We start from the raw sequence: 25398 nt of genomic DNA, 5'->3' as shown, positions 1-25398 counted from the left end.
AGGGCGGGAGGCGGGAGGTTCAATCCGTATCGGTGCGAAACGGGGCGGCGGGAAATCCGGCAGCGTTGTAGAGATTGCAGGTGGGATTGGACGACCATGCATAACGGACGTCCTTGGGACGGGGAACACGTAGTGAGGAAACAACTACAGTGTCGCCGTCGATGCGGGCGTCGGCCCACTGCCATTTTTCGGTGTTGTCGCCGCGGAGTGCGAAGCCTTCGAGCTGGCTGCCGGGACTGTTGCGTTTGAGCGCTTTGGTGACACGCCGCGGAGCGCTTGCATGGAGATATTCGGCGGGCACGGGACGGGCAATGAGACCGCCATTGATGCCGTCTGTATTTTTGAATTGGATACGAATCGATGAGCCTTCGATGCGCATGGAATCATAAACGGGACCGGAGGCGGCGACGTTTTTCCCATAATCGTGAGCAAGGGCGAGAGCTGCGAGACGCGCGCCGACTTCGCGTTTGTCGGATGGGTGAATGTTTGCTGCTTCGCCGAGGTCAATGAGCACGGCCTGACCGGTGCGAGGCAATCGCAGCGCTTGCGCTTGCGCCTCGCGAAGGCTGGCCCAACCGACGGGGGAATTGGGGTTGCTTGTCTTGCCTTGGAAGTTGGGCAACTGACACCAGTAGAAGGACAGGTCTGTATTGCCCCATTGGGTACGCCAGTCGTTGATGAGGAGTGGAAAGAGGGCTCGGTAGCGAAGAGGTTCGCTGGCGTTGTGTTCGCCTTGATACCAGATGAAGCCGCGCAGTCCATAGGGGACAAGGGGGGCGATCAGGGCGTTGTGGAGCGAGCCGGGAACGGTTCCCGGACGGCGGGGGGCTTTGAGTGGGCCGGGGCAGGTGCTTTGCGCGACAGGAGAAAGGGGCGCGAAGGGGTGTTCGGTTTTCAGCAACCAGGTGCCGTGCAGTTTCTGGTTTCCGATAGTGAAGTCGCTCACGGCATTGATCCCGGCTTCGGCAAGTGGAGCGTAAATGCGGATGGCAAGTGTGTGCTTGCCAGCAGTGGCGTTCGTGCCGGGAACGCGATACTGGCGGCGAACGTTGAGATGGGTGCGTCCGTCGCCCTCATGGGTTTCAAGCGCGCGGCCACCGATGGGGAGGCCGTCAAAATAAACCGTGTCGAAGCCCACAATCTCGCCGATTTCGATGGGAAGCGTTTTTCCCGCGTCAGCAGGGGGAATATTGATTTCCTGGCGAATCCATAGGATGCGTTCGCTTGGGAGTGTCCCGGGCAGACTTGTCGTGGTCCAGCCGTCGGTCCCGGCGGAAACGGGTTGTGTGGCGTAGTTGGCAAGGACATCTGGCGGGGTGGGGCGGTCTTCGCGCTGGTTGGCAGCAAGCCAAGGTTTCATGGCGGCGAGCCATGCGGACTTGATGGCAGGAAAATTCGCGGCGGTTTCAATTTCGGCGGAGGTGATTTTTGCAATCTCTGGGTCAGTTTTCAGGGCATCGAGGCTGGTCCATGCTTCAATGGGCGTGCCGCCTCTGCTCGCGTTGATAATGCCGACGGGTGTTCCCAGTCCTGCTTGAAGTTGACTCGCGAAATACCAGGCGACTGCGGAAAACCCCGGCGTCGTGTCGGGTGTCGCGACACTCCACTTGCCTGCGGCATCAGCGCGGGGCGTGAGCGAAGCGTTTCCTTTGACGGTGAAAAAACGGATGCCCGGCTTGTCGGAACGGGCAATTTCCTCGGCTGCATTCGTGGTGTTTTTCAGCAGCCATTCCATGTTGGATTGACCGGAGGCCAGCCAGACTTCGCCAAGCAGAACGTCGGGAATGACGAGGGTGTTGTCGGCTTTGATGAGCAGTTGGCAGGTGGTATTGGTGGGAATGCGCGTGGTGTCGGAGAGGTCAAGGTTCACCCGCCAGTATCCGTTTGGAGTAGCCGTAGTTGTGGATTCGATACGAGCGCCAGTTGTGTCTGTCAGTGTGACGGTGATTTTTTCCCCAGGCGTGGCGCGTCCCCACACGGGGGTTTGTTTGGAGCGTTGCAAAACCATGTGCTCGGAAAAAACCGAGGGCAGCGTAACATTCGCGCTTACGAGGCAAGGCGTGAGCGCGGTCGCAGTGAGCAACAGGGCGAGGATCAGGCGTGGAAAAAACATGCGAATGATGGATTTTTAAAAATCTATAGCCAGTGCTTGGCTGGTAGGGAGGCCTCTCCGAGGCCTCCGCGAGCGTGGTGTGATGATGCGAAAATCATAGGTAGTTGGAGCGTGGTTTCGGAGGCCTCGGAGAGGCCTCCCTACCGTTAAGGCATCGGCTACGGGGGGGGGGGGGGGAGAGAGGAGGGAGGATCAGGTGTGCTTTCGGGTTTTGATCGCGCCGAGTGTTTCGTAAATGAGCTGGCAGGCGGCGGAGCGCGGAAGCGGTTCTTCACAACGCAGACCGAGTGCGCGCCTGGCCGCTTCGAGTGGTTCTGTATCCAGATTGTTATTACTCAGGGCCGTTCGCAGTTTTGATGCAAATTCGCCAAGGGTGCTGGCAACGATGGCGGTGGCGGTGGCGGACGGTTTTGTGGGTTCGTTGGCTGGCAGGGAGTGGGCGGCGGATGCGGCGAGGGAGGCATCGTCGGGTGTGTCGCAAGTGAGGAGTGCGGCGAATGCCTTGGCCCAGCAGTCTGCCGTGGCAGATGTGAGCGGTTCGTGCGGATACGCATCGTAGGTCGCAAAAAATCCTTTGGTGCCGAGGTATTGCACGGCAGGAATCCACGGTTCGGCTGAGACGGGATCAACGTCGTTGAAAAAGGAGATCATCGTGTGTCGCTCGACGAGTCCGCGCAGGAGTTGATCGGGATTGAGTGCGGTGGGTGTGGTGTCGTGTTTTTGCGCGAGCACGGCGGCGAGTCCGGCGGCTTCACCGGTTTGCATCCAGACGGGTTCGAGGCGTATGGGTCCCCAACCTACATGCGAGGCGGAGAGGGCGACGGGAACGAGGAGGTTGTCCAGACCTTGGGGCAGGAGCGTGCGGTAGGGGACTTGCGCAGGGCGCGATTCTTCGGCGAGGAAAAAGATGCCGTCGGGATGCGCACCGGGACCGGAACTGCGTTCGATGCAGGCGACGGAGTCGATGGGCCAGTCGGTGGTGGCAACGCTGTCAGGGTGAATGGGCGTGCGCGCGCCAGCGTGGATGCGGGCGAAGGCGGGGACAGGGAGGGCGTCGTGTTCGGTGAAGATGTAACGACCAATGAGGCGGCGGGCTTCGCGGACGTAGATTTCGTAGGGGACGTTTTGGTTATCGATGAACTCGTCGGCGGCGAGGCCGTAGTCTTTCCAGTAGTCGCGGTCACATTCGCGGGCGGCGGGGTCGTTTTGGTAAAACCAAAGGAGGCTCAACATGGTGTCGAGGTAGTGGCGCGAGATGCGTTCGCGTTCGGGCCAGTCGGCGGTGGGATATGCGTTGTGCGGACCGATGAGGCGTCCGCCGTTCCAGCCGATTTTTTCGTTGGGAATGTTGGGAACGACGTTGGGGCGGTCGGCAATGACGTTGGGCAGGCTGGGAACGTAGCTGCCGTTGCTGGCTTTTTTGTGCGCGTCGGGATCGTAGTTTTTTGGTTTTTGGATGGGGATGCGGTTGGCCGGATTTTTGGTGAGAATGAGCCGGTAGTTGTAGGCCATGACAGCGGAGTCGCCTTCGCCGGTGCTGTCGGGATGGCGGAGGGGGCCGGTGGCGTGGGGGAAGCTGCGGATGTTGAGGCGTCCGGCAACGGCGTCCTGCGGGAAGCGGGATTGGTCGGGTGTGTGCGGGCGTTCGGTGGAGTAGATGACGCCGGCGTGGGGCTCGTTGTAGCGGGAGCGTGGTTCGCGTCCGATCTGACAGGGCACACCCGCGGCGGCGGCGAGGTCGCCTTCGTAGGTGCCGTCGGCAAAGGTGCGTGCAGTGATGCGGAGTGTGTGTGGTGGCGCGGGCGTCTCGCCCGCTTCGGAGGAGCTTGCGGGCGGGACGCCCGCGCCACTTTCCGGATGTAGTTCTTTTAACGATACGGCGGTGAGTTTTGCTCCGTCACGTTCGGCGGAGGCGACGTAATAGCCTTTGAGGACGGTGAGCGTTTTTTCGCGGGCGACCATTTGCTCGAAGAGCATTTCGGCGACGCGGGGTTCGACTTTGGGGCGCTCGATGTGAAAGCGATTGTCGGGATTGGGAAGTGCGGCGCGGTGTTGCGGCGAGTTTTCGCCGTAGGTGTCGCGGTAGTATTCGGCGGCTCCCGTAATCATCTCGGCGTAGAGGGGGGATCGCAGGTAATCGCATGGTGTTTCCCAACCGCCCGCACCACTGGTGATAAAGCCGCCGAGGTGTTGCGTGTGGTTGACGAGCAGGACGCGCAATCCTTCGCGAGCAGCGCGGACGGCACAGGCGATGCCGCCAGGTGTGCCGCCGATAACGACGAGGTCATAGTGTGAGTTTGAATCAATCATTGTAGAAAAGTGGAGACTGGTAGCTTGGTGGATTGGGGAAGGACGCTTGCGTTTCGGATGCAGCAATGCAGTATTGCCGCATGACAACGACTCTTCCTCTTTCCAAGCGTGGCACGCTGACATTGCCTCCCGATATGCGGCGAAAACTGGGACTTGATGCCCTGCCCAATCCGATGGTGTTGGTGGAAGAACGTGATGGCGGATTGTTTTTGCAGCCTGCGATTGCGTTGCCGGTCCGTGATATTCCCAAGGCGAAAATCCGGGCATGGATCGCCCGCGACGAGGCCGAGATGGAGGCATTCAAAGCAGCGGGCAAGAGAGTTGCCAAATGAGGTTGTTCCTCGACACCAGTGTGCTGCTTGCGGCGGCAGGTTCGGCAAGGGGCGCTTCGCGATTCCTCATCAGGGAAGCGGCGGCACAGGGTTGGGAGTTGGTGAGTTCGACTTGGTGTGCGGACGAAACACGCAAAAATTTGTCCAAGGTTGGCCGCGCTTCGGCACTCGCTTGGAAAACACAAATCGAACCGCGAATGCGTTTTGTGCTGGATGCGGTTTCCCTCGATAAACCGCTTGTTTTTCCGAAGGCAAAGGATCGTCCGGTTGTCATCACAGCGCTGGCAACGCGGGCCGTTTGGTTGCTTACGTTGGATACGGGGGATTTTCACACAAAGTTGGGACGAGAGGTTTATGGATTGAAGATCGGCACGCCCGGCGAGTTTTTGCTGGAGCAACGCAATGCCGGCATTTTGTGAACCGAGGAATCTGGACGATGCGTTTCGAGCGTTAGGCATGGTTTGGAGCGAGCGATTCGCTGGGTTGGCATCAATGGCGCGCGCCGGATTTTTTTCCCGAAACCAAGGCGTCAGTTCCGGACAGTTTGAAGCGCGTGCTGACAATGGAATTTCGCTCCGGGCCTTCGCGATATTTTAAATACGTGGTGGCCACAAAGGTCTCGTCGGGGAGCAACTCCAGCCCCGGATAACCACAATCACGCCCCCGGTAGTTGTGGAGTAATTTTATGCGATATTGGCCGGGGCGCTCATTGATAATGTCTTCATAAGTCCCCACCCAGGCGACGAAATGATTTCGGGAAGGACTCTTCACGCCCATGTCGCGGAAACACACAAGCAGTCGCCCGTCCGCCGCGTATTTCGCCATGTGCCGGCCCCCATGCAAGGCCGGCGGCAGCGCCTTCGCCTGCGACCATGTGCCGCCCTCGTCGTCGCTCGTCATATACAAAGAAGCGTTTTTGTCGTTTTCGCGCAGGAGACAGAGGAGCTGTTTCCCATCCGGCGAACGCACCAAGTTCGGTTCGCACGGGTTCAGCTCCGGGAGATCCAGTATTATTTTCCAAGCCCCCCAGGTGAGGCCGCCGTCAGCCGAGATGCTTTGTGCGATAATATTCGAACTCTTCTCAATCGTTTTTCCCTCGCGCCGCAAATTGGTCAATGCGAGCAGACGCTTGCCGCCGTCGATGGGTTTTATCGTGCAAAAGGGCATGACCGCACCGCTCAACCCGATTGGTTCCATCTCCGACCATGTTTTCCCATCATCCTCGGAATAGGAGCGCCACAATGAAATCGACCGTTTGCGATCTCCCTTTCCCGCAAACACCATCAAACGCGCACGCGCGTCAGGAGCCGTGAGCCTGTAAATCGTCGGGCAATTGATCGTCTCGTGCCAAGACGCCGGCACATCCAGCAATTCGCTCCACGTCAGCCCTCCGTCGTCGCTCCGTTTTAAGGGACCGCATTTCCCGCCGTGCTCGTAGGTCCACATGCAATAAATAGTTTTCCCGTCCGGCAGCAGCACCGTGGTCGGCTGCCCTTGATATTCCGTTTCCGTGCCCTGCGCGACCACCACTTGTCGCGCAGTGTCAGCGGACAAATCCAAGGTGGGCACGCCCATGTTGCCCGACTTGGGCATGATGCTTTGGGCGTGTCCCGCCAGTGCGGCGCAGAGGGTAAAACAAGCGTATAGAAAATAATATGATCTCATGTTGCTTTGCGGGAAGGCATCTCGGCGAAGAGCGGAGAGCGCAGGTCGTCGCACGGTGTTTCCCAAGCGCCCGCAGGGCTGGTGATGAAGCTGCCGGGCTGTGTCATTATTTTAGCAATTCGCTGAGTTTGGCATCCATGGCGTCGGCCCAGATTTTGTAACCAACAGGACTCAGGTGCAGGTTGTCGGGCTTGAATGCCTTGCTGTTGAGCGTGCCGTCGGGTTGCAGGAATTTTTGCCCGATCGGCAGAAAAAACACCCGCTGAGCGTCGTCGAGTTTTGCGATGATTGCGTTGATCGCGTCGATTTTTACGCGGCGGACGTCGTCCGGTTTTTCGCTGCGCGGGAAAATATCGAGGAGCAACACCTTGGCTTTGGGCGCGCGTTTGCCGATTTCTTGCACGATGGCGGCAATGCCTTCGGCGATCTGTTCCGCGCTGTCGCGGCCGGTGTTGTTGGTGCCGATCATGAGCACCACGACTTTCGGATTGATGCCGCCGCCGAGCGCACCGTTTTGCAGACGCCAGAGGATGTTCTCGGTGCGGTCGCCGCCGAGGCCGAAATTGACGGCCTTGAGCGGGGCGTAGCGTTCCTCCCAGATCGATTTGCCATTATCTTTCCATCCAAAGGTGATCGAGTCGCCGAGGAACATGATGTCGCAACCCTCCTGCCTGGCGGCGGAGGCAAGGCGGTTGTGAGTCGATATCCATGTGTTGCGCGTTGCGGGCACAAGCGCGGGATTGGGCTTGGCGGAGTCGCCGGAGGCTTGGGCGGAAAGCGCCACGGAGCCGGTGAGGAGGAGAGTGAAAACAAGCGCAAGGCGCGGGAGCAGGTTGGTTGAGATCATTCGGGAACGTTTCATGGTTTGGATTCGTTGTTAGGTTTCTATTCGGTTTTCGGAATGTTGTTTCAGGAGCGTGATGGACTCAGCGAAATGTGGTTTTTCACAAGCGTTGTGCGCAGTGCCGACGTTGGTAGCTTGGCTGGCGCGAGATTCAGTTTTTGGGCGAGGGAAATCGCGAATGCGGCGCTTTCGCCGACGTGCATCCAGACGGGTTCGAGGCGGATGGTTCCCCATCCAACGTGACTCGCAGAAAGGCAGGTGGTGACGAGGAGGTTGTCGAACTCGTGCGGGAGCAGGCAGCGGTAGGGGATTTGCGCGGGACGCGTTTCGGCGGCGAGGATCATTTTGCCCTCGTGGTCGCTGCCGGGAACGGTGGACGTGGTGCAGGCGTGGGAATCGAGCGGCCATTCAGTGAAGGCAATGGCATCGTCGTGCGTGCGTCCTTCGAGGGCGTCGTGTTCGGTGAATACATAACGGCCAATGAGACGGCGGGCTTCGCGGACATACATTTCCCAAGGGAAGTGTGCGTTGTCGGAAAATTCGTCGCGAGGCAGTCCCCAGTTGCGTGCTTCGGCGCGGATTTCGTCAGGGACTTCGGGATCGTTTTGCAGGAACCAGAGGAGACCGAGCGCGAGGTCTCGGTGGCGTTGCGTGATGACATGGCGCGCGGGCCAGTCGGCGTCGGGGTAGTCGTGATTGCCGCCGGTGAGGAGCGGGGCGTTCCAGCTTGTTTTGTGGTTGCTGAGTCGGTTGGTGAAGCGCCAGCGGTCACGCAGATCGAGGAAGATGTCGCGTTCGTAGCGTGTGGGTTTTTCAACAGGAAGGCGGGTGGTTGGATCGCAGGTGAGGCAGACGCGGAAGTTGTAAGCTTGAATGGCGCGGTCGCCTTCGCCCGTGCTGCCGGCAAGCAGCGGGCCGCTCGTCAGCGGGAAATGGCGAAGGAGGGGCGGCTTCGCCGAACATCCAACATCCAACGTCGAACATCGAACATCCAATGTCGGAAGAACGGAATCGGGGGGGGGGGGAGGGGGGGAGGGGAGGTTGTGTTTTGTAGTGCGTGTGTAGATACGTCCGGCGTGGGGTTCGTTGTAGTGAGCGCGGCTTTCGCGTCCGGCGGTCATTGTCGCACCTGCAAGCGCGGCGAGGTCGCCTTCGTAGGAGGCATCGACGAAGGCGGCGGCTTTCAGGATTTGCGTGGACGATGAGCAGGTGTTTCCGGTTGCGCGAGGTGTCGGAGCAATGGTGAGGGTTTTGATTGTTCTGTCGTTGCGTGTGACTGCGACCGGATGGTGTTCGCGGATGAGCGTGATGTTTTTTTCGGCAGCAATCATCGACTCGAAAACCGATTCGGCAACGTGTGGTTCGTAGCCGTGAGCGTCGGGTGGATAGTGTTGCGTGATGCGTTTGCGGATTTCGTCGTGCAAGGGCGAACGCGGGCCATTGTAGAGCGTGTCGAACACGCCGAGGCCGTTGCTCATCATGCCGCCGATGTGCTGATGATGGTGGACGAGCATGACGCTCATTCCTTCGCGAGCGGCACGGACGGCACAGGCAATTCCGCCGGGTGTGGCGCCGTAAATGAGAAGGTCAGCTTGGAGAGGATGGGCCATTTTGAAAATTTTTTTGCAGGTTGTGTGCGTGCGTGCGGGGGGGGGGGGGGAGGCTAAGGGGTGTTTCCGCTGTGACGGATTTGTCCGGTGTGATTTTCAACCCAGTCCCAATCGATCTCCACGCCAAGACCCGGTTTTTGGGGAAGACGAATGATGCCGTCAGAACTGTCAAAAGGATGTTCTTTCAGGCCGAAACGGAAAACAGGATGATGCACTTCCATCCAACTCGTGTTGCGGGCCGAGCATGCCACATGAAGATTCGCAACATCCAGAAGCGGCGTGTTGGCGGTGTGGATTTCCAAGTTGAAACCAAACAACTCGCACGCTGACAGCGCCTTTTTCAGTCCGGTAACACCTCCCTTGATCAACACATCTCCGCGGGCAAATGTCATTGCGCGGTTGGTCATGAAATTGGGAAGGTCCGTCAGCCTCACTGTTTCGGCGGCAACGATGGGCGTCTTGAGACGCGAAGACAAAAGGCGGTAATTCTCCAATTGTTGTTCGGGCAGCGGTTCCTCGAACCAATGATAATTTAAGGCGTCGAGCGCATGTCCCACTGCGAGCGCTTCGTGGAGGGAATAGGCGGAATTGGCGTCCTGCATGAGCGGGAAATCCGCACCGGCACTGAGGCGCGCAGCCTTGAGACGCGGGATGTCGCGCTTTGGTCCGTCGCGCAGTTGCAGTTTGTATCCACAAAATCCTGACGCTTTTGCAGCCGCAACTTCCGCTGCGATTTCCTCCTCGTTGAAGTGCTCGCTGCGAGAGGTGAGATAAGCCGGCAAGCGATCCGTGTATTGACCGAGCAGGGTTGAGATCGGGCACTGCAAGCGTTTCCCCCGCAGATCCCAGAGCGCGACATCAATGACGCCGACAAGGCTGTCTGATTGATTGTAGAGATGACGCTGGCGTTGGAAGAGACGTTGCCAGATTGCCTCGACCTGATCGGGGTCGGCCAATTCCAGTTGAGGCCAGAAACTCTCGTGCAAAATCGCAGCCAGCGCGTGTCCGTCACCATGCGGTCCATACGCCATCGAGTGGCCGTCCACACCTTCGTCCGTGTGCAAAATCACCAGCGGGAAAAACCAATGCGGCGGGCGTCCGGTGGGGACAATGCCATTCCGATAACGAGGGCTTGCATCGATTTTCAGCAGACGGGTTGTGAGTCCGGTGATTTTCATGGGGACTTAAGGGAGCTTCTAAGAATTACACAGAGGACACAGAGCGGGCACAGAGCTTGGGGAGGTCTGTCCGATTATCGGATGTTTTTTCTGCAAGGTGATTTTTCTGTAAGTCATTTATTTTAAATAGAAAAACTTTATTAACGGGAAAAGGTGCGGAGTCGTTTTGTCCTCCCCAATCTCTGTGCCTGCTCTGTGTCCTCTGTGTAATTTTTCAATTTTCAGAAGCTCCCTTAATAACCTCTGGAAAAATCGGCGACGCACTCCAGCGCTTTGCCATCAAGAAAGCGGGCGAGGTTGAGTTTGAATTGCTGGAACAAAAGTGCTCCGACTTCCGCGTGATGCCCGGCCAGATGGGGCGTAACGAGAACGTTGGGCAATTCCCAAAAGGGACTGTCCGCAGGCAAGGGTTCCCGCTCGAAAACATCCAGCGCCGCGCCGCCCAGACTGCCATCGCGCAAGCGCTCGATCAGCGCGTCTTCGTCGAGCAATCCGCCCCGCGCGATGTTGTGAACGACAGCTCCACGCTTGAGCATGGCGATTCGGTTTTTGTCCAAAATGCGCCGTGTCTGATCCGTGAGCGGCAGCGCAACGACCAGGTGGTCGCTTGTGGCGAGAAGTTCATCCAACTGCGCCAAAGGCAGGAGCGCATCCAACTCGGGGGGGGGGGGGGGGGGGGGGACGCTGCGCTTGGTTGCAATCAAGCGGACGCCAAAAGGTTTGAGCAGTCGCGCCACTTCCTTGCCCACGCTTCCATAGCCGAGAATTCCTACCGTTTGCTTTTGGATGATCTGCGGAATGCTCGGACGCCGGTCCCATTTTTTTTCGCGCTGGCATTGCAGGAAGTGAGGCAACTGGCGCGCAAAGGCCAGGATCGTCATGACAACTTGTTCCGCAATGATGGGTGCGCGGATGTCACGAGCCGTGGTCATGATGACATGCGGGGCAGGAGGCGGAAGGTATTCGTCAAAACCCGACGAAACAATCTGGAGCCATCGTAGATTGCTGCATCGAGGCAAGAGGGCGGATGGCACGTTGCCAAAAATCACGGCGGGCCAGTCGGGATCTTTTTCCAGCAAACTCATATCCATTGTTTGCCGGAAATTGCATTGCGGAAATTCCGCGGACAAGGCGGCAAGATCCGTCGCTGAAATGTCGCGAAAAATCAGAATGTTCATTGTGCGTCCATCTCCACTTTGACGCACACTTTTGTAATGAGCCCTTCGCCAATCAGCGGGGCGTGAGGTTCGCCGGGAAACAGGATGACAAAACAGTCGCCCTTGAGGTGAACGACATTGGAAACAGCCCCGCGCAACATGCCGCAATCCTTGCTCGTTTCAAATGCGCCTGATGGCGTCATCCCGTCTGCGTTTGGACTCCACGCGATGGTCTCTTCGCCTGTCATGCACCAATGCACATCGGCATAACGCTTGTGGTATTCGAACTCCATTTCTCCGGCTTTGGGACAGCCGTTTTTCGAGATGCCGTTAACCCAAACCTTGTCGCCAAGGATTGATGTTTTCCCGCAAACATGCGCGCGGCTTTTGCGGAGATCGTGCAGGTAACGAAACGCGGCCTGAAAATGCCCGCCCAATCCGAAATAATTTAAGTCCGAAATTGTATCCAAATTTCCATGAATCATTGCTCAGTTCTCCATGTAAATCGCGTAGAGACGAATGTCCTCCGGGCGGATTCCGGCGAAATCCACACGGATGCGAATGGCTCCCTGCACCGGCACGCGGTCCTTCGCGCCCCAAACAACGCGTTGCCGAAATCCTGATTGCGCAGGCCCCGTGCAATCTTGCGCGGTGAAACCGGGCAGTGGTCGGAATTGTTCATCGAGGATGGAAACCTTGAGCGACGAATACTCTCCCAGTCCGTCAACATTGACGCTGATGGCGGCGGAATCTCCCTTCGGCATCAGTGGTTCCGAGATGATGTGCGGCGAATGGTTGGGGTCCATCCACGGCTCCAAACCGCCTACTTCAAAATATCCCAAGCGATCACGTCCCCATCGGGCCAAGCGGATGCCGGCATTGGGGATTCCCCAGACAGAATACCAAAAGAGAGTTTCGTCACCGATGTTTGCGAATCCCTGTCCCTGCATGAGCGCCGAGGCGCGTTCGAAAGGGAAGTTCGCAGGAGGAAGCCAGGAGACGGCTTCACTTGCCTGAACAATTCTGAAATCGGGAACCGGTTCGTGAAAGTGAAGTGCATCGTGGCTGATGACCAAACCGAGGTCGATCGACACCCAACGACGGTCATTCGACGGATGCCCGTGCCACTGTCCGTAGAAACCAACGATCACATTGCCACGATGCCAGAGACCTGCACCCAAATGAACCTGCTCTCCATCGACTGGGCCGGTCGTGGTCAATGGTTTTGGCGGCACGGCATCACGTCTGAATCCCAGGCAGCCGACTTGTGTCCAGTTTTCAAAATCGTAGGATTGGTGGGTGAAAAATTTCCTCACTCCGGCAGGAAAATGCGTGTCGTGCGCCTGTCCGTTGACGTGATAAATTCCGTTCCACTTGATGCCACCGGCGGGCTCGAAAAAGGGGCCGCGCGGATTGTTTGGCGACTCCGTCCAGCGCAGCCCGTCGGGAGAATACGCCACGGCGAACTTACCTTTGTATTTGCGTGTTTCGAAAAACATTTTGAAGCGTTTCCCCGCGCCCGCTTCGTCCGGGTCATGAAAGACAACGCAGCCAACTACGCAAAATTCACCACCGCCGAGATCGACCAGGTTGTTGTTTTTCGAGCCTGCATATTCGACGAGACCGAGGTCGGGTTTCTCCCATTTGCGACCGTCCCGACTCTTTGCAAAACATACCCGGAAGTGGCGTCGTTGTTCAGCTCCTTCGCCTTGTCCAAGATACCACATCCAGAGTTCTTCACCAACAGACAGCACGGTTCCATAATACAAAATGCCCTTGCAATCAGGAGTCCCGTCAGGTCCCGGAGAAACAACCATGTTTGGCAAGCCATTGGAATCGGCAGCAGATGCGAACGGGATCATTTTCAGGCGCACGCCATGAAAAAACGGGAGTGCCCGGTTATCGAAAGGGAACAAGACGTGTTCTGTATTTTGTTGTGAGGGCATGGTTGTAGGGACCTTCAAAAATTACACGGAGGACACAGAGGGAGCACAGAGATCGGGGAGGACTGTCCGATTGATGGATGTTTTTTCTGCGAATGGAGGTTTCTGTAACTCATTTATTTTTAATCCCAAATTTTCATTAGCGGAAAGAGGTGTGAAGTCGTTTTGTCCTCCCAAATCTCTGGGCCTTCTCTGTGTCCTCTGTGTACATTTCAATTTTGAGAACCTCCCTGTAGAGAAGCGACGCACAGGGGATGTCGTAGCTGATATTTGCGAAGTGGAAAAATGGATACTGGAGCATTGTCGGTTCAATTTGTCGCAAGGTTTAAGAGGTCACGCAGAGACGCAGAGGCGCAGGGAAAATGCAGATTGCTGATTATAAATAAATTACGAATATTGTATTTTCCCGACTCTGCGTTCTCTGCGTCTCTGCGTGAGACAAAATAAACCGAAAATGTTCTAAGAGTGTGCCGAGACACCGTTCCGCGATGGCTCAATGATGCGGGATGGTGCCGATGTTTCACGCCATTCAGGCCAGACGGCGTCGAGATCGGCGTGTAGTCGTGGAATATTGGATACGGGAACAGTAGGAAGGGGCAGGCGCATGGGACCGAGATCAAGTCCGAGTTCAAGGCTTGCAGCTTTGAGCGCGGAGAGACCGCCGTAGCGTCCGAAAATCGCAATACAATCAATGAGCGTGTCCTGCGCGGCGCGGGCTTCGTCCAGAAGGCCGTCGTCCCAACATTGGAGGACTTGGCGAAGAAGTGGGCTGAGGATGTTGTAAGAGCCGCCGATGAATCCGCGCGCACCCATGGCAAGCGCACCGAGTGACATTTCATCCTTGCCGTAGAGGACGGCGTAACGGCCTCCGTCGAAGCGGAGGGCGCGGCTGTAATCCATGAGATCGGCGTCGGTGTATTTGATGCCACCGAGCGTCGGGATTTGTTTCTGCGCGGCGGCAAGGAAATCGACGGCTTTGATTTTCAGTCCGGGCGAGGCGGAGTTGTGGTAGTAGTAAAACGGCAGCGCAGGCGCGGCGGCAGCAATGGCGGCAAAGTGTGCGACGAGCGCGTTCATGTCGCGCGCGGCGTAGGGCGAGGGTGTGACGGACGACACGCCACTCGCGCCGATTGCCTGCGCATGGCGTGCGAGGTCAATGGCGTCCATCGGACTGCCTGAGCCGACGTGGACGATCATGGGAACGTCTGCCGGGAGGATGTCGCGCCAAGTTTCGACGATTTGTTTGCGTTCGGCGACGGTGAGGAGCTGGCCTTCGCCCGTGCCGCCGCAGAGATAAAATCCTTGTGCGCCGCGACGGCGAAGAATGTCAGCCTGACGACTGATGAGCGCAGTGTTGAGCGAGCCATCAGCATGCAGCGGTGCGAGCGGAGCAACCATTCGGATGTCGAGTGAGTTCATAAAATTTGCGTGGTTATGCGAGGTGAGGATGGGGCGATGGAGCGATGGAAACGGAACGAGTGCAGTGTCGATTTCGGCGACGAGGGAGAGTTGGACGAAGCAGTTGCAACAGGGGACGCAGAGGGCGACGTCAGCATCGACGCGCTGTCAGCGCAGAATAGTTTTTAAGAAGACCACTGTGCGTTTTCCTGTTTTGAGAAAAAAAATGGAGCGTTGTTTTTGCGATTAATGTAGTCCGATTTCACGGACTGGCGGGAGAGACTTGGCCGACCCAGAAGCCTTTTTCTGATGCATCGAGCTGCGCACGGAACTGCACACGGCCATCGAGAAAGAGGAGGATGGCTTTGCCGTCGTGCCGCTTGACGATGAGATTCGGGTCGCCGCTGTGGCCTCCGCCGCCAAGGGTATCGGTGCCGCAGTCGAACAAGAACAGTCGCAACGCAGGGACATCAAATTCCGAGAACCGCTTGACCGGAGCCGTTGCGCTCGCACGGGAACACTTAATGTTCATCTTAAAACTGCCCAAGGTATATAGTGTCTCGTGCATGGGGTGTTGGAAGATCGACTGGGGCGTCTTGTAAACCTTGTCGGGCTGGTTGACGTATGTCCTGAGGCGCCAAGGGAAATGCGCATCGTTGCCAGTGAAGTTCGCATCGTTGCCGGGGCAGATCTGGTCCTTGTTCTCGTTCGCGTAGAGAATAAAACCAGTGTAGATGCTGCGGAGGTTGGTAATCGCCTTGGCAGTGTTGGCTTTTTTGCGCACTGCGCCGACGGTTGGAATCATGATTGCGGCGAGAATTCCGATGATGGCGATGACCGTGAGCAGTTCGATCAAGGTAAACGCCTTCAGGGGAAGACGCGCATTTGCGGAGACGTTTGGTATTGGATTATTCATGACATGTTTGGGGGGAAAGGGATTTCGGGAATGCTGGCGCACATGAGGTGCGAGGCTTCAGGACCACCGAAGCTGCGTGAGTGGTTGTGCAGAAAGTTGTATCCGCTATAAAACAACCACCAGGCCTTGTCGTGGCGGACGAGACTGCGGCCCGGCATAATGATGCAATGGTCGGATTCGCCCTCACGTCCGCGCGGGAGCCAAGGCGTTTTCCGGTAGGGGCGGTGCCAAGTGACGCCGTCATCCGAAAAACAAAGTTCCACGTCGATGGTCTGCGCGGCGCAACGGTAGTGACCGAGCAAGCCCACCCTGCCGCGCTCCGTGTGCGTGACCGTGAGATAATAGAATTGGAGATCAGCCGGATCAGAGGCGTCGGGCCGGATTTCGCCGACCGGGCCGTTCCATGTCAGACCGTCGGCACTGACGAAACGCCGGATGAAGCGGCGGTAACCGACGGCGTTGTCGTAGGCGACATAGCCGGGGTCATTTTTGCGGCCCGGCATCTGCTCAATGACGGCGGTGTAAGCCTCGAATGTGCCGTCGGGGAGTTGATAGACGGTGGTGGCGTCGTTGACGACTTGGTGGGGAAGCGCGGCGGGTTCGTTGGCGGGGCGCGAGGCGTGGCGGTTGCCATCGAAGGTGAGACCGTCCGGCACGGCGTTTTCCGCGACAGCGCGGTCGTGCGGATGGTAAAAGCAGGCGCGGTGCGGGTCGATCACCGTGTAGTGGAGGCCGTCCACACTGTCGGCTGCGAGGTAGCGGGTGACTCCGGGGTATCGGGTCCAAAAGTAGAGGCGATGGGTGCCGTCCTTGAGCCGGAGATGCTGGGGATGGCGCGGATTCCATCGATCGGGGAGATTGCCAAGCGAAAGCGGCGCGGAGAGATCCGCCGGACCGGAGGAAAGCACGGCGCGTGTGCGTTGCATGGCGGACGGTTCGTGCACGGAGCCGTCGGCGAAACAGATGTTGCGGCCACCGTTTTCCTCGATGTCGAACCAGATACGCCAAGTGTCCCCGGCGGCGGCAGGCTCTGCGTCGGAGCTGAAGTTGATGATGCGGCCGGGAATGGTCTCCGGAGAGATTACGTTCCCGATTTTTTTCCAGGCGGATGGGTCGAAAGAGGACATGGAATTAGTTTTGTGCGGCGTTGAGTGCCCAGCCGTTTTTCAGGACTTTGAGGCGGTCGGTTTCTTGAATGCCTTTTTTGAAGGACGGACGTTTTTTGCCTTCGTCGTCAGCGGTGTAGGTGGGGTCCCAGTCGGGTGATTCGCCAATGGTTTGGAAAGTCCAGTCCCAGCCGCGGCGTTCGAAGATTTCAATCGAGTCTGCCAGCCATTGCGCACTGTCCGGTGCCCAGCGGATGACGCCGAATTCGCCGACTAAGATGTGCGCACCCGGATTGCGCTGCTGGAAGAGGACAACTGCTTCCATTGTCCGCTCGATGGCGGCTTTGTCCAAGTCGGGCTTCTGGATAGCTTGACGGCTTTGGTGCGTATAGGCGTAAGGCGTGTAGTGCTGGAAGGTGTAGATGACGCGCGGGTCCTTGATCAGCGGCATTTGGGCGAAGCCTTGCGGTGTGCTGCCGTTGGGCGAAGCGGCGACGACGAGCCACACTTTTTTGTCGTTGGAGCGGATCGCCTTGATGGATTCGGAGAGGAGCGAGTTCCACTTGGTTTTCTTGGCGAGCTTGGTGTCCGCGCAGTTGGGCTCGGTCTTGATGTCGTAGGCGACGATGATCGGGTCGTCCTTGTAGCGTTTGCTGATGGCGCGCCAGAAGTTGATCAGGTGCGCGTCGCGTTCGCGCTGGCTGGTTTTGTAGAAAACGTCGTTGCTGCTGCCGTGCAGGTCGGCGGCGGCGAGGATCACCTGCACGTCGAGCTGGCGGCAGATGGGAAGGATGGAATCAAGTATGGAGAGGTTGCGTTCGTAGGGCGCGAGAGGGTTTTCGGGAGTGGGTGCCTTGGCCTTGAGGCCGGCGGCTTGGAGTTCCTTGAGATAGGCGGGGTCGAGGGAATCGAGTTCGAAGTTGATGCGGATGGCGTTGGCACCTTGGTTGGCCGCGTAGTCGAGGACGTCGTGGAAGGGTTCGTTGAGGGAGCGGATGTGGGCGTTGATTCCGCGCCAGCGTGCATGAGGGGCGCGTTCGACACCGGCATCGTCGGCTGCGGTCAATGCTGCGCTTGCAGGCGGGAGGGCGCAGGTCAGCGCTGTTGTCATGAGGAGAGGAAGGAAGAGGTGTTTCATGGTTTGGAGAGGGGGGGGGGGGGGGGCAATGAACAGTGAACAATGAACAATGAGCAGTAGGAAAGAGGGCGGGAGGGGCGGCTGCGCCGTCGGGTTTGGTTACAAATGGTTTTAGGCGTTTCGTGTAAGTGGGTTCGTTTTCTTAAGGGAGCTTCTAAGAATTACACAGAGGACACAGAGCGGGCACAGAGCTTGGGGAGGTCTGTCCGATTATCGGATGTTTTTTCTGCAAGGTGATATTTCTGTAAGTCATTTATTTTAAATGGAAAAATTTTATTAACGGGAAAAGGTGCGGAGTCGTTTTGTCCTCCCCAATCTCTGTGCCTGCTCTGTGTCCTCTGTGTGATTTTTCAATTTTCAGAACCTCCCTTAATTCTTATTTTTTGATTTTTCCGGTGCGTTGAGTGCCCAGCCGGCTTTCACCACCTGGAAACGGTCGGTGTTCTTGATGTCTTGGGTGGGATCGGGACGGTTGCGCGGACCATCGTCGGCTTCGTATGTCGGATCCCAGCCGTTCCATCCGCCGAAGGAATGGACGGTCCAATCCCAGCCGTGGCGTTCGAAAATTTCGATTGCGTCGGTCAGCCATTGAGCGCCGCCGGGGGCCCAGCGAGCGACGCCAAATTCGCTGACTAAAATGCGTGCGCCAGGGTTTCGTTTTTTGAATTGAAACACCTCGTGCATCGTAAGCTCGACGGCGGCTTTGTCCCAATAGACGGGTTTGCCTCCGTCGAAGCGTGGTGCCTCGCCGGGATAGGTGTAGGCACCGCGGGTGTCGGGGCCGCGCTTTTGAATCCCTCGCACGCCTTGGTGGGTGTAGGCGTGCGACATGTAGTGATGGAATGCGTAGATGATACGTTTGTCATCAATCGCCGGTATGTGCGCGAAACCCCAGGCCAAGGCTCCGGTCGGTGGGGACTCCAGCACCAGCCATACTTGGTCGTCATTTGCACGGATGGCCTTGAGCGAGTTGGGGAAAAGGTCGTTCCACCAGATTTTCTTGGCTTGGATGGGGTCGCGATAGTTGGGTTCGTTTTTGATGCAGTAGGCGACGATGGTCGGCTCGTGCCGGTAACGTTTGCTCACGGCTGACCAGAACTCGGGCATGTGCCGGTTGTAGTCGTCCTTATCGGTCTCATAAAAGACATCGCCTTGCGGGCTGCCGTAGAGCGTGCTGGCTGTAAGCATTATCTGGATACCATGTCGGCGCAGCGTCGGCAGCAATGCGTCGAGACGAGCGAAGTGTCGTTCGTAGGGTGCGAGGGGATTTTCTGGCGTGGCCGCGGCGGGCTTGCGTTTCTCCGCTCTGATCTGGGAACGAAATTCCTCAATGCGCGCGTCAATGTTGATGTGGTAGCGGATGAAATTGACGTGTTGCGCGGCCAGAAATTCGATTTTTTCGACACTGGCCTTGCCCAGGCTTTCGGTGTTGCCGCGCCAGCGCGGGTGAAGGACGCGCTCGACAGCGGTATCGGCGGCATTGGTCGATGCTGCGGATGCTGACGGGAGAACGCAGGTCAGGGCTGCGGTCATGAGGAGAGCTAGGAAGAGGTGCTTCATTGTCCAGATGGGGGGGGGGGGGGGAGGGCAGCTTCGCTGCCGAACATCCAACATCGAACGTTGAACGTCCAACATCGAAGGGGCGGCTTCGCCGTCGGGTTTGGTTACAAATATTTTTAGGCGTTTCGTGTGTGTGGGTTCGTTCCCTTAATTCTTAACGTTTGATTTTTCCGATGCGTTGAGCAGCCAGCCTGCTTTGATGGCTTGGAGGCGCGCCGTTTCCTGGATGCCTTCGCTGAAATTGGGACGGCGCTTGAGCGGTTCGTCCGCCTCGTAGGTGGGGTCCCAGCCGGACCATTCCGCGAGCGAATGGAAGGTCCAGTCCCAGCCGTGGCGTTCAAAGAGGTCGATCGAGTCGGCCAGCCATTGCGCGCCGCCCGGTGCCCAGCGAATGACGCCAAATTCGCTGACCAAAATGCGGGCGTTGGGATTTCGTTTTTGGAAGAGAATGACTTCGTGCAGGACGCGCTTTTCGATGGTGTCTTTGTCCCAGTGAACCAGCGTGTCCGATCCGTCGAAGCGGGGGGCTTTACCGGGATAGGTGTATTTTCCGCGGGTGTCGGGGCCGCGCTTTTGGACGGCGCGCACGCCTTGGTGCGTGAAGGCGTGGGGCATGTAGTGGTGGAGACCGTAGATGACACGCGGGTCATCGATCACCGGTATTTGCGCAAAGCCCCAGGGCAAGGATCCGGCGGGCGGCGGCTCCACCATCAGCCACACTGTTTTGTCGTTTTCACGGATCGTCTTGATGGATTCGGGCAGGAGCCAGTCCCACCAGATTTTTTTCGCAATGATGGGGTCGCGGTAGTTGGGCTCGTTCCTGATGCCGTAGGCGACGATGACGGGTTCGTTTTTGTAGCGTTTGCTGATGGCTCGCCAGAAGTCGAGCAGGTGGGTGTCGGTTTCGTCCCGTCCGGTTTCGTAGAAGACATCGTGTTTGCCGCTTTTTCCATACAGGCCGCCTGCGGTAAGGATGATTTGGATACCGTGCTGGCGGCAGAGGGGAATCAGAGCGTCGAGTCGCGCAAGGTGGCGTTCGTAGGGTGCGAGAGGGTTTTCGGGCGTGGGAACCTTGGGCTTGCGTTTGGTGGTTCGGAGTTCCTTGGCATAAACATCGTCGTGGATATCGAGCTCCATGAGGATGCGGATGGCATTCGCTTTGTTGGCGGCAAGATACTCGATCAGTTCGGGTGGCAGGGACTTGATGTGCGAGTTGGCTCCGCGCCAGCGTGGATGCAGGACTCGCTCGACACCGGCATCGGCGGCATCGGTCGATGCTGCGGATGCCGATGGGAGAACGCAGGAGAGGGCTGCGGTCATGAGGAGAGGTAGGAAGAGGTGCTTCATGGTTTGGATGCGCGGGAGGTGTCGCGTGTGTTGAGGGACCAGCCGGCTTTGACGGCTTTAAGACGATCCGTTTCTTGGATACCTTCCTCGAATTTCGGGCGGCGTTTGATGGGTGCGTCCGCCTCGTAGGTGGGGTCCCAGCCGGGCCATTCAGCGAGGGAATGGAAGGTCCAGTCCCAGCCGTGGCGCTCGAAAATTTCGATTGAGTCAGTCAGCCATTGAGCACCGCCGGGCGCCCAGCGGATGACGCCAAATTCGCTGACCAGCACCCGCGAACCCGGATTGCGCTTTTGGAAGAGGAAAACTTCTTTCATCGTCCGCTCGACAGCGGCTTTGTCCCAGCCTGTGACCATTTTGCCGCCGTCGAAACGCGGGGAGTCGCCGGGATAGGTGTAGGCTCCGCGGGTGTCGGGGCCGCGCTTCTGGATGGCGCGCACGCCTTGGTGCGTGTAGGCGTGCGGCATGTAGTGGTGGAGAGCGTAGATAACGCGCTTGTCATCGATTGTTGGTATCTTCGCGAAGCCCCAGGCCAAGGACCCGTTGGGCGGCGATTCCACCACGAGCCAGGCCTTTTTGTCATTTTCCCGGATCGCCTTGATGGTTTCGGGCAGAAGCCAGTCCCACCAGATTTCCTTGGCGAGCTTGGGGTCGCGATAGTTGGGTTCGTTTTTGATGCCGTAGGCGACGATGGTCGGTTCGTTTTTGTAGCGTTTGCTCATGGCACGCCAGAAGTCGATCAGGTGCGGGTCGCGGTCGTCCCGTCCGGTTTCGTAAAAGACGTCGTGCTTGCCGCTTTTTCCATACACTCCGCCCGCAGTAAGGATTATTTGGATACCGTGCTGGCGGCAGAGGGGAATGAGCGAGTCGAGTCGTGCGAGGTGGAGTTCGTAGGGAGCGAGGGGATCTTCGGGCGTGGGAACCTTGGGCTTGCGTTTGGTGGTTCGGAGTTCCTTGGCATAAGCTTCGTCGTGGATGTCGAGTTCCATCAGGATGCGAATGGCATTCGCTTTGTTGGCGGCGAGATACTCGATCAGCGCGGGTGGCAGGGACTTGATGTGAGCGTTGGCTCCGCGCCAGCGGGCATACAGGGTGCGCTCGACACCGGTGTCGTCGGTCGCCGCCGTAGCTGCGGATGCGGCGGCATCAGCCGAGAGGAAGGCGAGCGTGGCCAGTAGTGTGAAAAGGTGATGGAGGCGCTTGATTCTCATGGAAGGGGGGGGGGGGAGGGGAGGGGAATTAGGAAGGAGAAATTAGGAGTTAGGACGTGATGTTATGCGGAATATTGTGCGCGTTTTTTTACCAAACAAACGGCGGCAGAGGTGTGACATGTTGTTCTGAAACAGGGTTGAGAGGCAGAGCTATCAGATGCGGGCGAGACGCCCGCACCTGCGCCTCTCCGTTGTAGGGGCTTCGCTTGCGAAGCCCGCGACCGCGTTTCGGCCTGCGATTGCTCTTCTGGTATTCGGTAAATCCATCCGGCTGGCGCGGGCGTCGCAAGCGACGCCCCTACAGCGGGCGAGACGTCCGCGCCACTTTTCAAATATGCTTAGGAGGCGGAGCGTTGACGGCGGCAGGCTAGGAAAAGGGTTGCGGCAATCAGTCCGAGCAGGGCGGTGACTGTGGCGGGCTCGGGGACAATGGCGGCACCTACCCCTAGCAAGCCGTCTCCGTTGAAGATATTACCCCCGAAAAATGCGTTGAGTTGAGCGGCAGTGTAGAGGCCGTCGGCGGCGCTGGTTCCGCTCGTTTCGTTGGTCAGGGCACCGATGAGCGCGGTGCCGGTGAAGCTCAGGTTGATCGTGGAGGTGTCGCTAAAGAAAAGTGTCGCGGTGTCGGCAATCGAGGTGGCGTTGCCCAAGGTGAGCGTGGCGGCGAGCACGCGGACATCACCGGTTCCGAAGTCGCCCGTCACGCCGGTGGCAAGGACTCCGGCTTCGACCCGGGTGCCGCCGGTATAGGTGTTGGTGCCGGTCAGCGTCTGGGAGAACGCGTCCCCGTCCTTCACCACAGCCAAGGTGCTCCCTGCCGAGCCGTCGGCCAGCGTGCCGCCGTAAGTGTAGGAACCGGAACCGCTCTCGGCGGAAAGAGTAAGCGTGCCTTGCGCGGCACGGGAGGTCGTCCACGTATCTCCCCCGCGTGTTTGCACGGTGCCGCTGTTGCCGGATAGCCCCTTCACGGTGACGCCGCCGACGTAGGTCGTGTTGGCTGCGCTCTCATCACTGGCCTGAAGGATATTGAATATGCCGCCGCTAAGGGTAACCTCGGCGAAGGAAGCGGAGGGGGAGTTGACGTTCAGGGTGGCGGCAATCGTGGTCCCCCCCGTCACGGTGAGGGTCTTGAGTTGTTCTCTCGATCTCTCACGGGTTTGTCCAAAATTCAAAACGCCTGCTTGGACGTTGAGTTGGTTGATGGTGAGTGTAAAGGTCTGTGTATCGACCGCAGAGTTGGTGAAGGTCAGCGCGGCATCCCCTGCTTTGGTGAGAGTGCCGGTGATCCGCAGGAGGCCGTTGACTGTATTAGGGGCACGCCACAACCAGTTTTGTGTGAGTATGACGTTGAAATTCTGCACGTAGGACCCACCGCCATTCATGCCCACGTTGGTGAAAGTCTCCGGAGTGCCGATGCTGTTCGTGGTGGAAGAAGTGCTCGAATGTGGACTGGTGCCGCCCTTCCAAGCCGCGTCGGACGTATAATTGGCGTTGCTAGCGGAGTTCCAAATGAAGTCGGCGGCGGTTAGAGCGGAGCTGCCCAGCAGGAGGGCGGCGGCGGAGGATAGGAGGTATCGGGTGGTGGTGTTCATAGCAGGATTAGGATTTGGTGTTTCGGGTTGTCGGGAATATTCAGGAGCGCAGGCGGAATGTGGCGGCTGTAAACGGGGTTTTATGTTATCGAGCGGGTGATGCGGAACTGGGCTGTTGCAAGACCATCGGTGCAACTTGTCGGTTTCAAAAGCGCAATGTCGTGGTTCCATAAAGATACCATAAAGAAGATTGTTGGTTTCAGCGTTGGAGCCATGCCAAGGAGGCGGATGAGGCCGCATCGCGGTCGCCGGTGGTGTGAGGTTCGTCGAATGGAAGTTGTCCGATTTCATCGATGAGAGTTTGGTTGGGTGGTTCGAGGGTGCGGCCGATCTCGGCACCTTGTTGCTGGAGCAGGGTTTGGAGTTCGGTGAGTGGTGTCTGGCGGATGCTGGCACGGCGGCGGGCAGCAATGGCGGCGGCTGTGCCCGCGGCCTGGCCTTGGGCCATGCAAATGGGGATGACTCGGGTGGATGCGACGGCTTCGTGTGCGGCCGAGATGCACTTGCCCGCCATCATGAGGCCATCGACCCCGCGGGCGATGAGGCTGCGAAGCGGAATGGTGTAGGCGCGGACGTTTCGGGATTCAACCCAGGTGCCAGCGGGGCGGTGAATGTCGATGTGGTAAGCGCCCATGGCGATGGCGTCGTTAAAAACGCAGCCGTTCAGCAGGTCGTTTTCTGTGAGGAGGTAGTCACCGGTAATGCGGCGGCTTTCGCGGATGCCGAGCATGGGTGCGATTTCGAGAAGACGCGCAGAGGCGAAGCCGGGGACGTATTTTTGAAAGAATGACACGAGCGGCGGGATCTGCTCGTAAACGCGGGCGTAGGCGGCGGTGACGCTGTGGACGTCAACGGGGTCGAGGCCGAGGACTCGGGTCATGACGACGGTGAATTCGTCGGGGATGTGGGTCTTGACGCCGACGATGCGGGTTTGCGGCAGGTCGAGGTCGCCCGCGGCGCGGGCTTGCGCGAGCAGGGGGGCGAATCCGCCGCAGATGATGACTTGCATGCGGTCGAGGCGGGCAAGCGTTTTGGCCCGAAGTTCAGGATAGGGCGCGAGCCATTCGCGGTAGTTGAGTTCCTCGCGTTTGCAGCCGTCGATGAAGGCGGAACGGTCGCCGCCACCGAGACGGAAAACAAGAGTCGGCGCCTGAACGAGTCCGTCGCCGGTGCGGCCTTTTTCCCAAGGAACGCCAGCGCGGGCGGCAACGTCACCGTCGCCAGTGCAGTCGATTGTCGTGCGGGCGTGGATACGCTGGAGTCCGGATTTGTGGTGGACGAGCACGCCGGTGACTCGGTCGCCGTCGCGGAGGGTGTCCAGGAAATGGGTGTGGAGCATGAGCTTCACGCCAGCCTCGGCGCAGAGTTGCATGGCGAGGCATTTCCATCGGTGGGTGTCGATGCTGACGGCGGAGGCGCACTTGATGTCGTATTCGTAGGGCGAGGCGGCGCGGGCTTGCTGGAGGCGGTGAACAAATTCGGCGGGGAGTCCTTTGACGACTTGGCGATAATCGCGGTCGTGAAAGCCTAGCCAGGGGAGCGTGGCGGAGAGTCCGCCGAGGAATCCGGCAGACTCGACGAGTAGGGTGCTGGCTCCATTGCGTGCGGCGGCGATTGCGGCAGTGAGTCCGGCGGCTCCGGAACCAATGACAAGGACGTCAGTGGTAAGCGCGGGAAGTGTGGTTGTGGCAATGGTGTGCATGAATTTCGGCAGGCGTTGTGAGTCGGACGGGGGGGGGGGGGGGGGAGCAGTGAACAGTGAGCAGTAGGAAAGAGGGCGGGAGGGCGGGAGGTGTTGGGTTGATAAAATCTGGTTGGAATACGGGTTTCTTGGGGGAGTTTTTGGGCGAAACAGGGCTTTCAAAAGACGGATTACATGGTCCAATAAATGAACCATGTCGTTGCCCAGTGAGTTAGCTCATGGTGCCTCCGCCGCCTGATACCACTCCCTCACTCAAAGATATAATAAGAGGGTAAAAAG

General features: G+C 58.4%; 20 protein-coding genes. 2 read left to right on the top strand and 18 right to left on the bottom strand.

What is annotated here, in order from left to right:
• Positions 1-19: 19 nt before the first annotated feature.
• Positions 20-2113, bottom strand: a complete 2094-nt coding sequence (locus OBACDRAFT_RS22755; protein WP_043589238.1) for a sialate O-acetylesterase family protein — start codon at positions 2111-2113, stop codon at positions 20-22.
• 192 nt (positions 2114-2305) lie between these two features.
• Positions 2306-4423: an FAD-dependent oxidoreductase gene (locus OBACDRAFT_RS22750; protein WP_043589237.1), complete on the bottom strand. Its 2118-nt coding sequence runs from the start codon at positions 4421-4423 to the stop codon at positions 2306-2308.
• 80 nt (positions 4424-4503) lie between these two features.
• Between OBACDRAFT_RS22750 and OBACDRAFT_RS28740 the strand changes: the two genes are divergently transcribed.
• The gene (locus tag OBACDRAFT_RS28740) at positions 4504-4755 is read left to right on the top strand and encodes a hypothetical protein (RefSeq protein ID WP_125068641.1); all 252 of its coding nucleotides are present in this window, start codon (positions 4504-4506) and stop codon (positions 4753-4755) included.
• A 2-nt stretch (positions 4756-4757) separates the two neighbouring features.
• Complete coding sequence (locus OBACDRAFT_RS22745; RefSeq protein ID WP_157837261.1) at positions 4758-5174, top strand: PIN domain-containing protein; 417 nt, start codon at positions 4758-4760, stop codon at positions 5172-5174.
• Between the two features lie 70 nt (positions 5175-5244).
• Here the strand turns inward: OBACDRAFT_RS22745 and OBACDRAFT_RS22740 are convergent, their stop codons facing one another.
• The 16 genes from OBACDRAFT_RS22740 to OBACDRAFT_RS22665 form a co-directional block, all read right to left on the bottom strand.
• Positions 5245-6348 (bottom strand): sialidase family protein, encoded by a 1104-nt coding sequence (locus OBACDRAFT_RS22740; protein WP_052362405.1) that lies wholly within the window; start codon positions 6346-6348, stop codon positions 5245-5247.
• Positions 6349-6526: 178 nt separating this feature from the next.
• Positions 6527-7282 carry a GDSL-type esterase/lipase family protein gene (locus OBACDRAFT_RS22735; RefSeq protein ID WP_232767600.1) on the bottom strand — a complete coding sequence of 252 codons (756 nt, stop codon included), beginning with the start codon at positions 7280-7282 and terminating at the stop codon, positions 6527-6529.
• Positions 7283-7329: 47 nt separating this feature from the next.
• Positions 7330-8874, bottom strand: a complete 1545-nt coding sequence (locus tag OBACDRAFT_RS22730) for an FAD-dependent oxidoreductase (RefSeq protein WP_052362400.1) — start codon at positions 8872-8874, stop codon at positions 7330-7332.
• A gap of 53 nt (positions 8875-8927) precedes the next feature.
• A complete protein-coding gene (locus OBACDRAFT_RS22725; RefSeq protein WP_043589231.1) occupies positions 8928-10052 on the bottom strand; it encodes a mandelate racemase/muconate lactonizing enzyme family protein in 1125 nt (374 codons plus the stop codon).
• A 233-nt stretch (positions 10053-10285) separates the two neighbouring features.
• Entirely contained in the window at positions 10286-11137 is an 852-nt protein-coding gene (locus OBACDRAFT_RS22720) for a D-2-hydroxyacid dehydrogenase (protein ID WP_157837260.1), read from the bottom strand.
• A gap of 89 nt (positions 11138-11226) precedes the next feature.
• Positions 11227-11694, bottom strand: coding sequence for a NanQ anomerase/TabA/YiaL family protein (locus OBACDRAFT_RS22715; protein WP_043589229.1), 468 nt, complete (start codon positions 11692-11694; stop codon positions 11227-11229).
• Positions 11695-11697: 3 nt separating this feature from the next.
• Positions 11698-13026: a glycoside hydrolase family 32 protein gene (locus tag OBACDRAFT_RS22710; protein ID WP_157837259.1), complete on the bottom strand. Its 1329-nt coding sequence runs from the start codon at positions 13024-13026 to the stop codon at positions 11698-11700.
• Positions 13027-13611: 585 nt separating this feature from the next.
• On the bottom strand, positions 13612-14571 hold the full coding sequence (locus OBACDRAFT_RS22705; RefSeq protein WP_043589226.1) for a dihydrodipicolinate synthase family protein: 960 nt from the start codon (positions 14569-14571) through the stop codon (positions 13612-13614).
• A 241-nt stretch (positions 14572-14812) separates the two neighbouring features.
• The gene (locus tag OBACDRAFT_RS25970; protein WP_052362398.1) at positions 14813-15466 is read right to left on the bottom strand and encodes a type II secretion system protein; all 654 of its coding nucleotides are present in this window, start codon (positions 15464-15466) and stop codon (positions 14813-14815) included.
• Positions 15463-16593: a hypothetical protein gene (locus OBACDRAFT_RS22695; protein ID WP_043589224.1), complete on the bottom strand. Its 1131-nt coding sequence runs from the start codon at positions 16591-16593 to the stop codon at positions 15463-15465. The genes OBACDRAFT_RS25970 and OBACDRAFT_RS22695 overlap by 4 nt, the downstream gene beginning before the upstream one ends.
• A 4-nt stretch (positions 16594-16597) precedes the next feature.
• Positions 16598-17710 (bottom strand): glycoside hydrolase family 5 protein, encoded by a 1113-nt coding sequence (locus OBACDRAFT_RS22690; RefSeq protein ID WP_043589223.1) that lies wholly within the window; start codon positions 17708-17710, stop codon positions 16598-16600.
• A 369-nt stretch (positions 17711-18079) separates the two neighbouring features.
• On the bottom strand, positions 18080-19345 hold the full coding sequence (locus OBACDRAFT_RS22685) for a glycoside hydrolase family 5 protein (protein ID WP_081722290.1): 1266 nt from the start codon (positions 19343-19345) through the stop codon (positions 18080-18082).
• A 72-nt stretch (positions 19346-19417) separates the two neighbouring features.
• Complete coding sequence (locus OBACDRAFT_RS22680; protein ID WP_043589219.1) at positions 19418-20617, bottom strand: glycoside hydrolase family 5 protein; 1200 nt, start codon at positions 20615-20617, stop codon at positions 19418-19420.
• A complete protein-coding gene (locus OBACDRAFT_RS22675) occupies positions 20614-21825 on the bottom strand; it encodes a glycoside hydrolase family 5 protein (protein WP_043589218.1) in 1212 nt (403 codons plus the stop codon). Before OBACDRAFT_RS22675 ends, OBACDRAFT_RS22680 begins: the two co-directional genes overlap by 4 nt.
• A 338-nt stretch (positions 21826-22163) precedes the next feature.
• On the bottom strand, positions 22164-23417 hold the full coding sequence (locus OBACDRAFT_RS22670) for an autotransporter-associated beta strand repeat-containing protein (RefSeq protein ID WP_043589217.1): 1254 nt from the start codon (positions 23415-23417) through the stop codon (positions 22164-22166).
• Between the two features lie 199 nt (positions 23418-23616).
• On the bottom strand, positions 23617-25119 hold the full coding sequence (locus OBACDRAFT_RS22665; RefSeq protein ID WP_043589215.1) for an FAD-dependent oxidoreductase: 1503 nt from the start codon (positions 25117-25119) through the stop codon (positions 23617-23619).
• Positions 25120-25398: the final 279 nt, after the last annotated feature.

It is taken from the genome of Geminisphaera colitermitum TAV2 (assembly GCF_000171235.2).
Lineage (GTDB): Bacteria > Verrucomicrobiota > Verrucomicrobiia > Opitutales > Opitutaceae > Geminisphaera > Geminisphaera colitermitum.
This window is presented reverse-complemented; position numbering and strand designations above follow the sequence as displayed.

Coding starts and splice junctions, on each gene's coding strand:
- OBACDRAFT_RS22755 (WP_043589238.1), bottom strand. CDS start 2,113: ATGTTTTTTCCACGCCTGATCCTCGCCCTGTTGCTCACTGCGACCGCG.
- OBACDRAFT_RS22750 (WP_043589237.1), bottom strand. CDS start 4,423: ATGATTGATTCAAACTCACACTATGACCTCGTCGTTATCGGCGGCACA.
- OBACDRAFT_RS28740 (WP_125068641.1), top strand. CDS start 4,504: ATGACAACGACTCTTCCTCTTTCCAAGCGTGGCACGCTGACATTGCCT.
- OBACDRAFT_RS22740 (WP_052362405.1), bottom strand. CDS start 6,348: ATGCCCAAGTCGGGCAACATGGGCGTGCCCACCTTGGATTTGTCCGCT.
- OBACDRAFT_RS22735 (WP_232767600.1), bottom strand. CDS start 7,282: ATGAAACGTTCCCGAATGATCTCAACCAACCTGCTCCCGCGCCTTGCG.
- OBACDRAFT_RS22730 (WP_052362400.1), bottom strand. CDS start 8,874: ATGGCCCATCCTCTCCAAGCTGACCTTCTCATTTACGGCGCCACACCC.
- OBACDRAFT_RS22725 (WP_043589231.1), bottom strand. CDS start 10,052: ATGAAAATCACCGGACTCACAACCCGTCTGCTGAAAATCGATGCAAGC.
- OBACDRAFT_RS22720 (WP_157837260.1), bottom strand. CDS start 11,137: ATGAGTTTGCTGGAAAAAGATCCCGACTGGCCCGCCGTGATTTTTGGC.
- OBACDRAFT_RS22715 (WP_043589229.1), bottom strand. CDS start 11,694: ATGATTCATGGAAATTTGGATACAATTTCGGACTTAAATTATTTCGGA.
- OBACDRAFT_RS22710 (WP_157837259.1), bottom strand. CDS start 13,026: ATGGTTGTTTCTCCGGGACCTGACGGGACTCCTGATTGCAAGGGCATT.
- OBACDRAFT_RS22705 (WP_043589226.1), bottom strand. CDS start 14,571: ATGAACTCACTCGACATCCGAATGGTTGCTCCGCTCGCACCGCTGCAT.
- OBACDRAFT_RS25970 (WP_052362398.1), bottom strand. CDS start 15,466: ATGAATAATCCAATACCAAACGTCTCCGCAAATGCGCGTCTTCCCCTG.
- OBACDRAFT_RS22695 (WP_043589224.1), bottom strand. CDS start 16,593: ATGTCCTCTTTCGACCCATCCGCCTGGAAAAAAATCGGGAACGTAATC.
- OBACDRAFT_RS22690 (WP_043589223.1), bottom strand. CDS start 17,710: ATGAAACACCTCTTCCTTCCTCTCCTCATGACAACAGCGCTGACCTGC.
- OBACDRAFT_RS22685 (WP_081722290.1), bottom strand. CDS start 19,345: ATGTTGGACGTTCAACGTTCGATGTTGGATGTTCGGCAGCGAAGCTGC.
- OBACDRAFT_RS22680 (WP_043589219.1), bottom strand. CDS start 20,617: ATGAAGCACCTCTTCCTACCTCTCCTCATGACCGCAGCCCTCTCCTGC.
- OBACDRAFT_RS22675 (WP_043589218.1), bottom strand. CDS start 21,825: ATGAGAATCAAGCGCCTCCATCACCTTTTCACACTACTGGCCACGCTC.
- OBACDRAFT_RS22670 (WP_043589217.1), bottom strand. CDS start 23,417: ATGAACACCACCACCCGATACCTCCTATCCTCCGCCGCCGCCCTCCTG.
- OBACDRAFT_RS22665 (WP_043589215.1), bottom strand. CDS start 25,119: ATGCACACCATTGCCACAACCACACTTCCCGCGCTTACCACTGACGTC.